This is a genomic window from Paramagnetospirillum kuznetsovii (assembly GCF_003284725.1).
GTDB lineage: Bacteria > Pseudomonadota > Alphaproteobacteria > Rhodospirillales > Magnetospirillaceae > Phaeospirillum > Phaeospirillum kuznetsovii.
This window is the reverse complement of the sequence record NZ_PGTO01000029.1, coordinates 1-13,030: the sequence shown is the minus strand read 5'-3', so window position 1 is coordinate 13,030 and position 13,030 is coordinate 1. Positions and strand designations below refer to the sequence as shown.

The window sequence follows — 13,030 nt, the reverse complement described above, 5'->3', positions numbered from 1 at the left end:
TAACTTTCTCCAAATAATACGTCCATAGATATTAGAATTACTGCCCGTAATCGAAACAAGATGGCTTGATTAAGTGATTTCTGTGCCGTACTGCTCCATTCAGAGCGTAGGAGCATGAGCATCCCGCGTTCTCGCCAGTCTACAGCGGCGGTCCTCTTTCCATGGGAGTGCTCAAGATGGCATCAACCTCGGCAGCGCTTAATTTCTGGGGCTGATACGCCATGCCGATCTGGTTCAAGGCACCCGCGAATGAGCGCAGATGATTGCGTGATCCACGGTGGATGTTCTCGTACACACGAATGATGTCAGGCCGGGTCGTGCTGGCAACAGCATTTTCCAGGTCAGCGATGTCCACCTCTTCAATCAGCCCGCCGACCATCAGTGCATCCATCAACGAGACTGCGCCCTTCTGGATCAGGGTCTGGTACAGGGCTGCCAACCCCGGATCTGTGAACTGGCCTGGCCCGGCGCCGGCGGACGGGTCCGGTACGCCGTAGCGGATCAGCAATCCAAGCACGGCGTCGGTGTGGCGCTGCTCGGCTTGGGCGATTTTGGCAAATACTGGTGTGCCCCACTGGTTGGCGAGCAGCAGATATACGTCGTGAGCCAGCTTTTCTTCTTCCCGCATGTAACGCATATGAGCGATTTCGTGGGCGGTTAGGACTGAGCCGGGCACGGCGATGCTAGAGCCTAGCGTGGCACGTCCGGCCACGGTAATGGCCTGAACGGTTTCGATCTGATGTGCTGAGTTGGGAGCTGATATTCTCGCTATCTTATCAATGATAAGAAGGGCTGTCGAAAATATTATAAATATCGCCAGCCCTTGAAGCACGAGAGTCGGTGCCGAGCCTTTTGTATCTGTGCCCATTTTATGTCTCAAATTTAAGTGCCATGCGACAATAGGATGGCGCATCAAATTCACATTGATAATTCGCAGTCCGCATGGATTTTAATTAGGCGACAGCGCTGGAGGTCAGGAATTTCCGAACGGAGCCATCAGCGAAGCGGCCCCTTGAATACGAAAAAGGCACCTGCGCAAATCAGCCCGAACCCGACAGCGTGGTTGATGGTAAGCTTTTCATCAAGATAGAAGACTGAAAACCCTGCGAAAACAGAGAGCGTGATTACTTCCTGCATGGTCTTGAGTTCTGCGGCGGAAAAAGACTCATGCCCGATGCGATTTGCCGGAACGGCAAAGCAATATTCCACAAAGGCAATGGACCAGCTCAATAATATAACGAGCCAAAGAGGCTTATCCGTAAATTTCAGATGCCCATACCACGCGAAGGTCATGAAGACGTTCGAAATTAGAAGGAGTGCAACGGGCATAAATGCAGACATATTAAGGTCCAACACGTTACTTATGTTGATGTACGGGGGTGTCTGAACGTTTTGCCAATACTATCGCTGGTTGTTGTCAAAACGCCCTTCCGCCGAGTACAAATAGGAAGGGGAGGTTATTAGTGGGTGTCGACGGTTTTAGGAATGCGGTCTACTGGATCTCGGCCAGTAAGTCGTCTTCAGATGCTGGGGATGTGGACGATGGGGGCTTTCCCTCTCCGAAATCGATACAGCGATCCCAAGCATATTTACCTGCGATGCCAGCGATCACCGCCACTCCAATGGAGGTAAACAGGCCGGCACCGACAAATCCAACGGCCGCCGCGCTAAATGCCGTCGCGACACCTGCTCCGACGGTTTCCTTCGCGGTATCAATTCCGGCTTCTCGCTGGGAGATTCTGCCGGTTTTCAAGAGTTCCAGATTTTTCGCAGCCGCTGCAGCACCGCCAATGATCGCTCCGAGGACACCAACCCCTGGAACCGATGCTGCCAGATAGGGGGCTAATTGGAATGTCATGGTGCTTTCTCCCAACGGAGCAATCTATGGGGGGGCGGGAATTTCCGACAATTGTCGCTGCTGTGGAGGATAGACGAGAGAATGGTTTTTTGAAAGTTGCGGATATCCCGTTGGACTCCGTTTGGATAATGGTGGGGTCACGGCTTGTGAGCATATCAGGAACACCACACAAACAAAGGAGCGGGGAGGCTGTGGGGCGAAATTTCAGCAATGAGTTTTATTCGCAAAAAATGCGTTGTCGCGCAGGAGTCATATATTTTTTGGAATTGATAATTGTCAGGGAGCTTCATCCTGCTCCCCAATTAGAGGGATGGCTTTCCCGTCTTCTTGCCAGATTCCAGCCCCAGGACGAAATACGATGACCGTTGCTGAGCTTGACGTCAACGCCGCGCGGCTTGCCCATCTTCGCTGGGAAGCTGGGCTGGAGGCCCTTGTAAACGGCAGTGATGCGCGCGAACCGCTAAAGGGGCAGGAGGACTGTGATCTGGGGCCTTGGATTTACGGGACCGGCCTCAGCCGGCACGGAAAGTTGGATTCCGTACGGCAATTGAAGACCGCGCACAAGCGCTTTAACCACCTTGCCGACGAAACAATGTCGGCTCAGGTATCCAAGCTTTGGTTCGCCGAGTGTCATTGAGCGGGAACCTCTTGTTCCGATATTCTTTTCCAGCCGTTGTCGGTTAGGCTAAGGTCACCGGTAGGGTTGGTCCCTTCGCTCCCTATCTTCAACCCTTGAGGTTTTCTTTTCGTGTTTGAAGCCCCGTCCAAAACGATTGAGCGGCACCATTGGAACTCGCTCTACCTAACTTCCGCGTTCTGCCTGATCGTAATGACGTTGGCGGTCGGGACACAGCCGCTTTATCTGCGAAGCGTTCTGGGGGTCTCGCCAGAGGTCGCGGGTACTATCAACGCGAACATCATGGTCTTGGCGGAAACGCTGGAACTGTTCGTGGTTGGAGCCGTCGGTTATCTTTCCGACCGATTTGGCCGTGTTCGCATAATGGCGCTTGGCTTCATCGTGGCCGGGATCGGGGCACTGATGGCGCCGTTCAGCTCCGTGATTTCTCAAGCTCTGGGCGGTGACGGGTTGTTATTTTACTACCTAGCACGTCTGGTTCTGGCTGTCGGAATTGGTGCGATCTGGCCGCAGGTTACCACCTTGGCCGGCGATTACACCTCTACGGCCAATCGGTCTCGGCTGATGGCCAACAACGCCTTCATGATGGCGTTTGGCAAGACCTTGGTTTACGTGGTCTTGATGCAGATTCCCCTCCATGCCGGGGTGGTTTTGACGATGCTGTTGATTTCTCTGACAGCTTTTGCGGGGGCAGGTCTGTCGAGATTCCATCTGATTGATGTTGCTCCGCGCTTACACCAGAGTTCCATCCCGTGGCGAGAGATCTGGATGCTTCTTCGCACTCAGTCCCGCTTACGGCTTTGCTTTGCCACGTCGTTCCTCGCGCGGAGCGATATGGTCATCACCGCGCTATTCCTGATGCTGTGGTACGTTTATTTTGCCGATATCTTAGGTGTGACAGATACCGCAGCTGCCGCTCGCGGCGGATTGATGATCGGGTTTGCCGGGGTGGTGGTGATGGTATCGATCCCGATCTGGAAGATCGTCATGTACCGGTATGGGCGGGTGCTGGCCATCCTCGTCGGCTTGGCACTTTCTGCAATGGGCTTCATCTCTATGGGTTTGGTCGGGAATCCGTTCGACTGGTTTATCCTGCTTCCGGTGGCGCTGACGGCGGCAGGACAGGCCGGCTGCTTCGTCGCCCCGCAGGTGCTGACAGTAGATGTCTCGCCGCCAAATATCCTAGGGTCTGTTCTTGGGGCATCGAATGTTGTAGGGGGAATTGGGATAATATTTTTTGTCCAAGTTGGTGGTTTTTTGTTCGATACACTGGGCCCTACTGCTCCTTTTATTTTCGTCGGTATTGCCAATGCCTTGGTTCTTATCTATGCCATCTGGGTTCATAAGGACGGAGATACAATGACGCTCACGACAAATGACTTGTACCCCATTTTTCTAGATCTTAAAGAGTGATGCGCTGAAATTCAGGCCGACTACGTCTGCGGCTGTGGGGGAAGTTCTCTCCCCATGGATCTAAAAGGACGACGGCGGGAACACTGGGAAGGGGAAAGGGCGGTTTCGGTGTGTGTATTCCATAGGGAGGTGACATGCCGCGCCGAGACAGTCCGATCAACAGCATATGATCCGAAGCTGCCGGTGGTGAAAGATCTACCCTGTGTAGATTCCGATTGGTCCGCAGCCGGAAAAGAGGGCGAGATGCATCCAAGCTTAAACACAGGCACGGTTCAGCTGCGGGTCAGTGAGAATTGTCAGTGCAGTCGACGTCATAGCAGGCTATATGCTTTTATCTTTTTAGATTGCCTCTAACAAAGAAGGGGGATGCGCGTACTTTTCAGGGCCAAACCTTGGGTGGAGGCCAAGCATTTTACGCATTGCGAGGCGAAAAATTTCTAGCTTTAGTAGACTTCCCGTGAACACCAAAGCCGTCGCACATCCCGACATCGCCGTCTGGATCATGGCGCTGGGCATTGCCTTCAGCATGGCCCTGGTTCTGACTGCGCTGTTCAATGCCAATCCGTGGGAGGATCATACCTACGATCTGGCCCCGCCCATCGTGGCCGGAATGGGCGCGCCCCATCGCGATGGCCGCGAGAAGATGGTCTGCTCCAGCTGCCATATCGTCACCCCCGCTTCCGCCGCTTCCGGTCCAGGCGCGGGCACGCTGCCCATCGTTCAGGGAACCCCGGCACCGCATGTGGATGGGCGCGAGAAGATGGCCTGCGCCAGTTGCCACACCATCGTGAAGAAGGGCAGCGTCGCCAAGAGCGGCAAGGTAAGCCCCGCTCCGGTGGCATTCCCGCAAGACATGCCCTTACCCGAGGCGGTGAGCGTGGCGCTGGCGGTTACCCCGGCACCGGCACCGGCGCCCCTGGGCAACGAGGCGCATGAGCGGATGGTGCCCTTCCGCTATCAGGGCAAGATCGTCAGCGTGGCGGGCGCGGGCACCCGCTCGGTCTGGGGCGATATCTATATTCAGATCAATGATGGGATCAATCCCCCCATGTGGATCGATCTTGCCCCGCTCTGGTTCCTGCAGGCGGAGGGCTGCGTGGTCCGTCCCGGTATGTTCGTCAAGGGTACCGCCTTCCGCGACCCCACCCAGGCGAGCGCCGGGCTGGATTACGCCATGAGCGTCATGGCCAATGGCGAAGTCTGCGCCCTGCGTGACAACCATCTCAACGGCCTGTGGGCTGATGTTGGAGGCCTGGATGCCGAAGAGCGGTAACCCCTCCACCGGCACGACACCGGCCGATTTTGCCCCCACCCAATGGAATATCATCTATCTGCTGATGACCGTGGGCGCTCTTGTGGCTGCGCTGTCCATCTCTATCCAGCCCCTGCTGCTGGATAAGATTTTCGGCATTGCCTTCGAAAAAGAGGGCGCGGTCAACGCCGATATTCAGGTGGTGGCCGAGATCGTCTCCATCGTCTGCGTGGGATGGTTCGGCCTGCTATCCGATCGGATTGGCCGGGTTCGGATCATCGCCACGGGCTTCCTGATCGCAGTGGCTGGCGCGGCCACGTCCCTGCTCAGCCTGCAAATGGGGCTCGCCTTCGGTGCCGCCGGGCTGGTGCTGTTCTATCTGACCCGGGTGCTGCTGACCGTGGGGGCCGATACCGTCCAGTTGCAGCTTTCCACCCTGGTGGGCGATGTGTCCTCGCGGGCCAACCGGCCGCGCCTGATGGGAAATCTGGTGTTCATGATGGTCTTCGGCGGCACCATGCTGTCGGCCATCATCATGCAGATGGCCGATTACAAGGGCGGTGTGTTCATCATCATGTGCCTGCCGCTGCTGATCGGCATCGCCGGATTCCAGATGACGCGCAAGACTCTGCGGGATGTGGCCAAGCCCCAGCAAGCGGCCACGGGAGACGAGCATCCCCTCCGGCAGGTCTGGACGGTGATCACCAGCGACCCGCGCTTGCAATTGGCCTTCGCCGCAGCCTTCTACACGCGTGCCGACGTGATCATCCTCAGCCTGTTCTTCTCGCTGTGGTGCATTTCCGTGTCCGATCTGGTGGGGGTGACCCGCACCTACGCCACCGCCCATGCCGCCGTGATGATAGGTCTGTTGGGGCTGGCGGTTCTGGCGGCAATCCCGCTGTGGCGATCCTTCATCGAGCGCCACAGCCGCATTTCCGCCATCGGGGCCAGCCTTTCCCTGGCTGCTGTCGGCTATATCTGGCTGGGAATGTTCGCCAATCCCTTCAACTGGATGGTGGCCTTGCCGTTGCTGATGGTCGGCATCGGTCATGCCGGATGTTTCGTGACCCTTCAGGTCCTGACTGTGGACGTCTCGCCCAAGCCGATCCTGGGCGCCATGGTTGGGGCGGGCTATCTGGTCGGCGGCCTTGGCACCGTCATGCTGGTGCAAAGTGGCGGCTATTATTTCGATGCGCTTGGTCCGCGCGCGCCATTCATCCTGATGGGAACCGGCAAGATGCTGGTGACCCTCTACGCCGCCTGGCTGCTGGCCAACGGCATTGATGAGACCTGCGATCACCACCTTAAATCCACCCGCAAGGTGGATTGGAAGCCGCTGGTGTTCCTGACCGCGGCTCTGCCCTTCGTCTGGCTGATCGGCCGCAGCGTTATCGAAGGCTATATCTCCAACGGCTCCCTGGGCGAGGCCCCGGTCGGTTTCGTCAACCGCTATCTGGGCGATTGGGCCTTCACCTTCCTGATCATCTCGCTGTCCATGCGCCCGGTGCAGGAGATTACCGGCATCAAGACCCTGGCCAAGTATCGGCGCATGATCGGCCTGTTCGCCTTTTTCTACGCGGTGCTGCACGTTCTGGCTTATGTGACCCTGGAATGGGCGCTCAATCTGGGCGATATGGCGAGCGACATCTACAAGCGGCCATTCATTCTGCTCGGCCTGGCGGCTTTCATTCTGCTGATCCCCCTGGCCTTCACCTCCGCCAACAGCCAGATCAAGAAGATCGGCGGCAAGCGCTGGAAAAAGCTGCATAGCGCCACCTATGTTATCAATGCCTTGGTGGCGCTGCATTTCATCCTTGCCGCCAACCACGAGAATGGCGAACCCTATGTCTATGCGGCGGCCGTCATCGTTCTTCTGTGGTACCGTTTCTACCAGTGGCGGGGGGGCGATGTGCTGCGCGCCCTGCGAATCGGCTAAGGGCCTGATCATGCTAAAAATGCATGGGCAAAATCGTAACAAGAGTTCTATGCGAAGACGGGAGAAAGCTTTATGCCGAGTGTTGACCGCCCCACAATGGTGCATTCCGGCGAGTTAAGCCCCGCATCGCAGGCGGGTAGAGCGGCAACACGACTTTCTATATCGGCCAGCGGGAGATCATTCCGAAACGGCCTGCATCGGTGATCAATCGCCGCGGACGAAGCTTGTTGGTAAAAGGCCCTTCGTGACCAAGCCTGACCTTCGCCGAAACCGCCAAATGTGCCGGACCGCAGAGGCTCCTCCCTAACATCGATCCTGTCTTTTCCACCTGATAGATCCGGGCTACTCTGCCTCAGGAGGAACGGATACGATGGCCGATCAACCGCCCAACTCCGCGCTGTCGGCGGGGGACAAACAGCTGGCGATTTCAAAGCGGATCGGCTGGCTGGTGGCCTGCATTTCGCTCTCGGTGCTCGCCAGTTGGATTTTCAACCTACCGCTGTTGCGCAATCCTTTTCCGAGCACTGTAGACATGAAATTCAATGCTGCTATCGCCTTCGCCCTTCTGGGTGCTGCGCTGGCGGCCTGTGCGCGGGGGGGCGACTGGTGGCGGCTGGGAGATTTGGTTGGCCTATTGGTGATCGCCTTCGGCGCCCAAACACTGGCTGAATATTTCATTGGCCTGGATTGGGGCATCGATCAGGCGCTGGTCAAGGACACGGCACCCGCGCCCCTCACCGTACATCCCGGCCGTCCCGCTCCGCTCACTGCGATCAATTTCATCTTAGTCGGCACCGCTCTCACTTCGGTGTGGGGAGCGCGGGCGCGCCAGAGGCTGGGGTTGACCGTTGCTGCGGTGGGGATGCTATATCTTTGCGCCTACCTCTACGGTGTGCCTCAGTTGCATCCGGCGCTGACGGGCTTTACCGGCATGGCCGCCGTCACCGCCTTTGTGTTCGTGGCGCTGGGGCTGGGGATCGTCGCGTTGCACCCCGATCACGGGGTAATGTTGGTGCTGCTCGACCGGGGGGGCGGTGGCATGCTGGCACGCTGGCTGCTTCCGGTGGGACTTGCGACGCCCCTGCTGGGAGACGGCGTGGCTGAACTTTTGGTGCGGATGGACCTGATCACGGTTCAGGGGGGGGCCGGTGGTCCATACTCTGCTGGTCATGGGGATCATCGCTTTGTCTATCCTGATGGGGGCACAGCTTCTGATCCGGCTTGACGCCGAGCGCCGCCATAACGCCGAATTGCGCGAGGGCGCGCTTGCGGCTGAGGCGGCAGAGCGAGCAATGCGGGTCCGCGCCGAACTGCTGGCGCAGTCCAACGCCGACCTCGAGCAGTTCGCCTGTAACCGGACACTCCCCCCCTCTCTTTTGAGGGATGCTCAGGCGCAGGCGGGGAGAGCGGGGAGTTCAGCGCCGCGGCGGGCGGCGGCGAGGAGGCGGGTGATGAAGTCCCAGGGCTTGGCTTTGCGCTTTCGGCAGGTCTCGATGACGCTCAGTGCGGCGGCGTAGCCGCGGGAGCCCTCGTCGGTCCGGGTGCCGTGGCTGATGCGTCGGGAAATGACGGCGTGGCGCAGAGCCCGTTCGGCATCGTTGTTGGTGGGGGGCAGGTGCGGGTTCCTGACGAATGCGATCACGGCATCCCAGTCATTGAGGATCTCGCGGGCCAGCGCCCGTGCCTTGTCGATGTCGGCGTCCTGGTTTAGCAGGCAAGCCCTCTTGAGGCGGGCGACGATGAGCCCGAGCGTCCGGGCGTCGGCGTCTTCGGCGACGCCGCAGATCAATGCCCGCAATTCTCGGCACAGCCAGTCACCGAAACGCGATGCCTCGAAATAGATGCCCTCCTGCAAGGCCACGGCCTTGCGGATCAGATGAGCAAGGCAGCGCTGGCGCTGCGTGTGCGAGCGATAGGCGCCATAGCCGTCGGTCACCAGCCAGCCGAGGAAACTCTCGCCGATCAGGGCCGCCACTTCGGTCTTCTCGCGACTGCCGATGTGGAACACCGCCGCCGTCGCGCAGACCGCCACCCACAACCAGCGCAGGTGGCCTTTCTGATACCAGGGGGTCTCGTCCAGGTGCAGGATGTCGGCGGCGCGGATCTCGACCAGAAGCGCCTCAGCGACGGGCTCGCAGGCCAGGCCGACTTCACGGATGCAGCGGCAGATCGTCCCTTTGGCCAGATCCAGCCCCAGCCAGTCGTGCAGAAACTCCTGCACCATCTCCCGCGACTGCCGATGGCGCACCGACAGGGCGGCGATGAACGTCGCCAGCGCCGGACCGACTAGGCAGCGCTCGGTGAGGATCAGGTTGCGGCAGCGTCCCTCGATCTCGGACCCGCGTCCCTGCCCCGGAGCCGCCACCGTCTCGTCGCCGCAGCAGCAGCGGACGGCATGGTAGCGATGCAGGACGCACGTCACCCCAATGCCGCCGTTGCCGCTATCCAATTCAATCACATGGTGTACCGCAGAGCTAGGGTCACGGCCTCGCTGGCTGACGTCGGACGCAAGAGCTCCGATTGGCGGGAGACACGGGAATATTCGAGAAGATCGTTGATCAGCCGGGTCATCCGCTTGCCGCCATCGACAATAAAGGCGATGAAATCATTGGCATCAGGATCGAGATTCCCTTTGTAGCGGTGCTCGATCATCTGGGCATAGCGGACGATGTCTCTAAGTGGCGTCTGCAGGTCGTGCGAGGCGACGTAGGCGAACGTAACCGGACACCCCCCCTTGGGGGGCCGGGCTGAGGTCGGCACCAAGGAGTGTGCGACAGGACTCATATTTGGTTGAATCCGACTGCAAATTCAGATTCTCTGGGGGTATGAAAAAACTTCGCCCCGAAGACCTTGGTCCGCTGGACCGCGCCCACATCGAGGATCTGTCGCACGACGATCTGGTTGAGACGTGCGTGCGGCTGCGGGCGCTGGCGATCGAGCAGGCGGAGCGATTAAATCGGCACTCAGGCAATAGTTCGAAGCCGCCGTCGTCGAACGATCCCTATCGACGCGGTGGTAAATGCGTGACTGATGTCGGCGGCGACACTGAGAACGCCGCCAAGGGCGACGCGGGCGGCAAGGACGCAGCGCCGGCCCGTTTGCCGGGTGATGCGCCGCCGCGCCCTCCCGGTCACCAGAAGGGCACGCCCGGCAAATGGCGCTCCTCGCCGCTTGTTGCACATGGGGAAGTCGACCACTGGCCGGAACGGTGCACGACTTGCGGCCGGGTTCATCCCGTGGCCGCGGTGGCCCGCTGTGCTTCGGCACCTCGCGCGGGACCTGAGCGACACCGGTGGGGAGGTGAGAGTTGGTGATCTGCCGGTAGTGATGGCCGAGCAAACCCTTCTGGTCAGTCTGTTCCAGAACCTGCTGGGCAACGGCCTCAAATACCGCGCCCGAGATCGCAAGCCTGTTCTTTCGGTGAGCGCCGAGATGGTCTCCGCAGGCTGTTGGCGCTTCGCCGTGGCCGACAACGGCATCGGCATCGAACCCGAATACCACGACAAGATTTTCGAGATATTCCAGCGACTGAACCCCGCCTCCAACACCGAAGGAACCGGGATCGGACTGACCCTTTGCCGTCGTATCGTTCAACGCTTCGGCGACACCATCTGGCTGAAATCCGAACCCGGTACCGGCACAACGTTCTTCTTTACGCTTCGGGATGGTACCGCCCCGACCTGATCCCGGATGTCCGCGTATGGCCGTTCATGGCACTCAAGGGCCATAGCGGACGTTCCCAGCGAGTGGCGGTTGCCGGAGGTACAGCGGTCGGTGGGCAGAGAGAACATATCGGTAAGCCCAAACACGCGGAATTTTTAGAAATATTCAGATTCAATGGGTTACGCATAAATGCGGCTGCGCTTGACGGTGCTCCGGCTGAGGCTGAGGTGTGCAGCCTAACCCGCCAAATATTCCGTTACGCCAAATCTGGCGGCCCAAAAACGAGCGTACCCTGCCTCCGCCAAGGGACGCGTGCTCAGTGCTCGCCGCGGAACAGAATAACATCGACACCAAGATTTTCGATATTTGTCCAAGCGCGATCCGCCGTAACCGCCTGGCCATCAACCTGCTTGGCAAGCGCTAGGCAGGCTCGGTCTCCAAGCGATAGACCTTGAGCTTTTGTCTTTGCGCGGAGAGCCCCGGTCGTTTCTGCTTGATTGAGATCGAACGGCACAACTTCGATGCCTGTGTCGATGAGAGCAGATCTCGCCATGTCTGCCGGCATGCCCCGCTCGACCAGCTTTGAAATGACCTCCGCCGCATTGACGGAAGAAATCAAGGACTCCCGGAGGATATCATCGATGGCGTCGGCCCCGGTCTCACCATAAAACGACGCCAGCACTGCCGAGGAATCGAGGACGGTTTTACTCACGCGCCGCCTCCGCGTGACGCTCGACGATCAATTCATCGGCAACGCTCACGCCCTCCTCGGCCGGGGCGTATTGTCGCACCAGATTTCGGACGCGTTCGAGAGCCTTCTTGTGGGGCTCAAGGATGATCACCCCATTTTCGACACGAGCGAGAAAATCGCCACCATCCGGAAAGCCGACTTCGGAGCGCAGGATGGCCGGAAGAACCATTCTGCCATTATCCGCCATCTTTATATGCGACTGAGCCATGATCCACCGCTAACCAATGCCATTAGCGATCACAGTGCCACACAATGACGGTAGTGTCAAAGTTGCCATGCCTGCACTCGCCACTCGACATCATTTCATTCAAATAAGTCGAGTGGCTGATTTCCGCCATTGTTCTTGCGAAAGTTTTTGCCTTCGCTCAAATTTCGACATATTATGATGAATGCTGTAATTTTATGTCGAGTTTGGCATGGCTGGTAAGCAGGCTAAAATTTTATCACCTCAGCAGTTCTCAAGATTGCTGGAGGCTGTTGAAAAACACCGGCACCCTGTACGAGATAGAGCAATCATCTATTTATCCGCCAAAGCGGGGCTGCGGGCTTGTGAAATAACAGGACTTTTGTGGGGAATGGTCACTGACGCGGATGGCGCGATCGGGGATGCACTCTATGTCGAGAACCGTATCGCCAAAGGGAAACGTGGCCGTGAAATTCCGATGAACAGTGAATTGCGATCGGCGCTGATCGATCTGAAAGCCGCGTCGCCGCGGAGCGAGCCACACCACCCGATCATTCAATCGGAAAGAGGCAATGGTGCCATGACAGCCAGCAGTTTGGTTCATTGGTTTGATCGGCTCTACCATGGTCTCGGATTGGACGGATGCAGCAGCCATAGCGGTCGCCGGACGTTCGTGACACGCGCTGCGATTTCGGCCGTCAAAGTCGGCGCAAGCTTGCGGGACGTCCAGGAAATGGCAGGCCACAGCAGTCTCCAGACGACACAACGCTATATAGAGGGCAGCTCAGACGCCAAAAAGAAGCTTGTGGACCTTATTTAAGGCGCCACAATTAGCGCGATGCCGCACCGACTGATCCGGCGCGTTCCGTATTTGTCGGAACTTAAGCATTGTCCGAAGCATGTTCATCTACACACTGGACCGCGTCGGCTGGACAGGATGCGATGTGGCGACTCCTGGATCGCAGATTTAGGAGGGGTGGTAATTGGATCAACTTTGGCCATTTTTCACAGCTATGTGGTCACTGGCCCAATTAAAAACGTCTCATCATCCTCACTGGGGTAATTGTCGTTTCGACGGCGTAGCGACAATTACCATTCCTGCCAGATCGCGACCGCAGCGACAATTACCGTAATTGTCGCTGCACTTCCTTATTGCTGAGCAATGCTTGCTTGTGATAGCGGTATAGGTGCTACTCGACGGTGTCTCATGCCGGTCATCCTAATTGTCGCTGACCGGCCACCGTAATTGTCGCGCGCCACTTAGAGGCTGACCGGAAATTAAGTTGAGTGATTTCAGTGCGTTGTGATTCTGTCTGGTTGCGAATCAAGACGGAGC

General features: G+C 58.2%; 15 protein-coding genes. 8 read left to right on the top strand and 7 right to left on the bottom strand.

Annotated elements, in window-relative coordinates; genetic code table 11:
• Positions 1-139 precede the first annotated feature (139 nt).
• From CU669_RS19460 to mamC, 3 genes are all read right to left on the bottom strand, one after another.
• Positions 140-868, bottom strand: a complete 729-nt coding sequence (locus CU669_RS19460) for a DUF2202 domain-containing protein (protein WP_161539739.1) — start codon at positions 866-868, stop codon at positions 140-142.
• Positions 869-996: 128 nt separating this feature from the next.
• Positions 997-1,329: a DMT family protein gene (locus CU669_RS19455; protein WP_205119515.1), complete on the bottom strand. Its 333-nt coding sequence runs from the start codon at positions 1,327-1,329 to the stop codon at positions 997-999.
• 163 nt (positions 1,330-1,492) lie between these two features.
• The gene (gene mamC / locus CU669_RS19450; RefSeq protein ID WP_112147258.1) at positions 1,493-1,858 is read right to left on the bottom strand and encodes a magnetosome protein MamC; all 366 of its coding nucleotides are present in this window, start codon (positions 1,856-1,858) and stop codon (positions 1,493-1,495) included.
• A 358-nt stretch (positions 1,859-2,216) separates the two neighbouring features.
• Between mamC and CU669_RS19445 the strand changes: the two genes are divergently transcribed.
• From CU669_RS19445 to CU669_RS19425, 5 genes are all read left to right on the top strand, one after another.
• The gene (locus CU669_RS19445; protein WP_161539738.1) at positions 2,217-2,495 is read left to right on the top strand and encodes a CZB domain-containing protein; all 279 of its coding nucleotides are present in this window, start codon (positions 2,217-2,219) and stop codon (positions 2,493-2,495) included.
• Between the two features lie 111 nt (positions 2,496-2,606).
• Positions 2,607-3,908 carry a magnetosome biogenesis transporter MamH gene (gene mamH, locus CU669_RS19440; protein ID WP_239988802.1) on the top strand — a complete coding sequence of 434 codons (1,302 nt, stop codon included), beginning with the start codon at positions 2,607-2,609 and terminating at the stop codon, positions 3,906-3,908.
• Between the two features lie 457 nt (positions 3,909-4,365).
• Positions 4,366-5,181 carry a magnetosome protein MamX gene (gene mamX, locus CU669_RS19435; protein ID WP_239988801.1) on the top strand — a complete coding sequence of 272 codons (816 nt, stop codon included), beginning with the start codon at positions 4,366-4,368 and terminating at the stop codon, positions 5,179-5,181.
• Positions 5,165-7,096, top strand: coding sequence for a magnetosome biogenesis transporter MamZ (mamZ, locus tag CU669_RS19430; protein ID WP_112147280.1), 1,932 nt, complete (start codon positions 5,165-5,167; stop codon positions 7,094-7,096). Before mamX ends, mamZ begins: the two co-directional genes overlap by 17 nt.
• A gap of 370 nt (positions 7,097-7,466) precedes the next feature.
• The gene (locus tag CU669_RS19425; protein WP_112147256.1) at positions 7,467-8,321 is read left to right on the top strand and encodes a hypothetical protein; all 855 of its coding nucleotides are present in this window, start codon (positions 7,467-7,469) and stop codon (positions 8,319-8,321) included.
• A 162-nt stretch (positions 8,322-8,483) separates the two neighbouring features.
• Here CU669_RS19425 and tnpC read toward each other — a convergent pair whose 3' ends face one another.
• On the bottom strand, positions 8,484-9,554 hold the full coding sequence (tnpC, locus tag CU669_RS19420; RefSeq protein ID WP_161539737.1) for an IS66 family transposase: 1,071 nt from the start codon (positions 9,552-9,554) through the stop codon (positions 8,484-8,486).
• Positions 9,551-9,880, bottom strand: a complete 330-nt coding sequence (locus tag CU669_RS19415) for a sensor histidine kinase (protein ID WP_112147254.1) — start codon at positions 9,878-9,880, stop codon at positions 9,551-9,553. Before CU669_RS19415 ends, tnpC begins: the two co-directional genes overlap by 4 nt.
• A gap of 41 nt (positions 9,881-9,921) precedes the next feature.
• Here CU669_RS19415 and CU669_RS21895 point away from each other — a divergent pair, with 41 nt between their 5' ends.
• Together CU669_RS21895 and CU669_RS21890 are read left to right on the top strand one after the other, a co-directional pair.
• Positions 9,922-10,410, top strand: a complete 489-nt coding sequence (locus CU669_RS21895; RefSeq protein ID WP_239988800.1) for a hypothetical protein — start codon at positions 9,922-9,924, stop codon at positions 10,408-10,410.
• 13 nt (positions 10,411-10,423) lie between these two features.
• A complete protein-coding gene (locus tag CU669_RS21890) occupies positions 10,424-10,780 on the top strand; it encodes a sensor histidine kinase (RefSeq protein ID WP_239988799.1) in 357 nt (118 codons plus the stop codon).
• A 295-nt stretch (positions 10,781-11,075) separates the two neighbouring features.
• Here the strand turns inward: CU669_RS21890 and CU669_RS19405 are convergent, their stop codons facing one another.
• Positions 11,076-11,471: a type II toxin-antitoxin system VapC family toxin gene (locus CU669_RS19405; protein ID WP_112147252.1), complete on the bottom strand. Its 396-nt coding sequence runs from the start codon at positions 11,469-11,471 to the stop codon at positions 11,076-11,078.
• Complete coding sequence (locus tag CU669_RS19400) at positions 11,464-11,679, bottom strand: AbrB/MazE/SpoVT family DNA-binding domain-containing protein (protein ID WP_112147251.1); 216 nt, start codon at positions 11,677-11,679, stop codon at positions 11,464-11,466. Before CU669_RS19400 ends, CU669_RS19405 begins: the two co-directional genes overlap by 8 nt.
• Before the next feature lie 247 nt (positions 11,680-11,926).
• On the opposite strand from CU669_RS19400, the gene CU669_RS19395 reads away from it, so the two are divergent.
• Positions 11,927-12,514 (top strand): tyrosine-type recombinase/integrase, encoded by a 588-nt coding sequence (locus CU669_RS19395; protein ID WP_112147250.1) that lies wholly within the window; start codon positions 11,927-11,929, stop codon positions 12,512-12,514.
• The last annotated feature ends 516 nt before the right edge of the window (positions 12,515-13,030 follow it).

Coding starts and splice junctions, on each gene's coding strand:
- CU669_RS19445 (WP_161539738.1), top strand. CDS start 2,217: ATGACCGTTGCTGAGCTTGACGTCAACGCCGCGCGGCTTGCCCATCTT.
- CU669_RS19415 (WP_112147254.1), bottom strand. CDS start 9,880: ATGAGTCCTGTCGCACACTCCTTGGTGCCGACCTCAGCCCGGCCCCCC.
- CU669_RS19395 (WP_112147250.1), top strand. CDS start 11,927: ATGGCTGGTAAGCAGGCTAAAATTTTATCACCTCAGCAGTTCTCAAGA.
- CU669_RS19425 (WP_112147256.1), top strand. CDS start 7,467: ATGGCCGATCAACCGCCCAACTCCGCGCTGTCGGCGGGGGACAAACAG.
- CU669_RS19460 (WP_161539739.1), bottom strand. CDS start 868: ATGGGCACAGATACAAAAGGCTCGGCACCGACTCTCGTGCTTCAAGGG.
- CU669_RS21895 (WP_239988800.1), top strand. CDS start 9,922: ATGAAAAAACTTCGCCCCGAAGACCTTGGTCCGCTGGACCGCGCCCAC.
- mamC (WP_112147258.1), bottom strand. CDS start 1,858: ATGACATTCCAATTAGCCCCCTATCTGGCAGCATCGGTTCCAGGGGTT.
- CU669_RS19400 (WP_112147251.1), bottom strand. CDS start 11,679: ATGGTTCTTCCGGCCATCCTGCGCTCCGAAGTCGGCTTTCCGGATGGT.
- CU669_RS21890 (WP_239988799.1), top strand. CDS start 10,424: ATGGCCGAGCAAACCCTTCTGGTCAGTCTGTTCCAGAACCTGCTGGGC.
- mamZ (WP_112147280.1), top strand. CDS start 5,165: ATGCCGAAGAGCGGTAACCCCTCCACCGGCACGACACCGGCCGATTTT.
- CU669_RS19455 (WP_205119515.1), bottom strand. CDS start 1,329: ATGCCCGTTGCACTCCTTCTAATTTCGAACGTCTTCATGACCTTCGCG.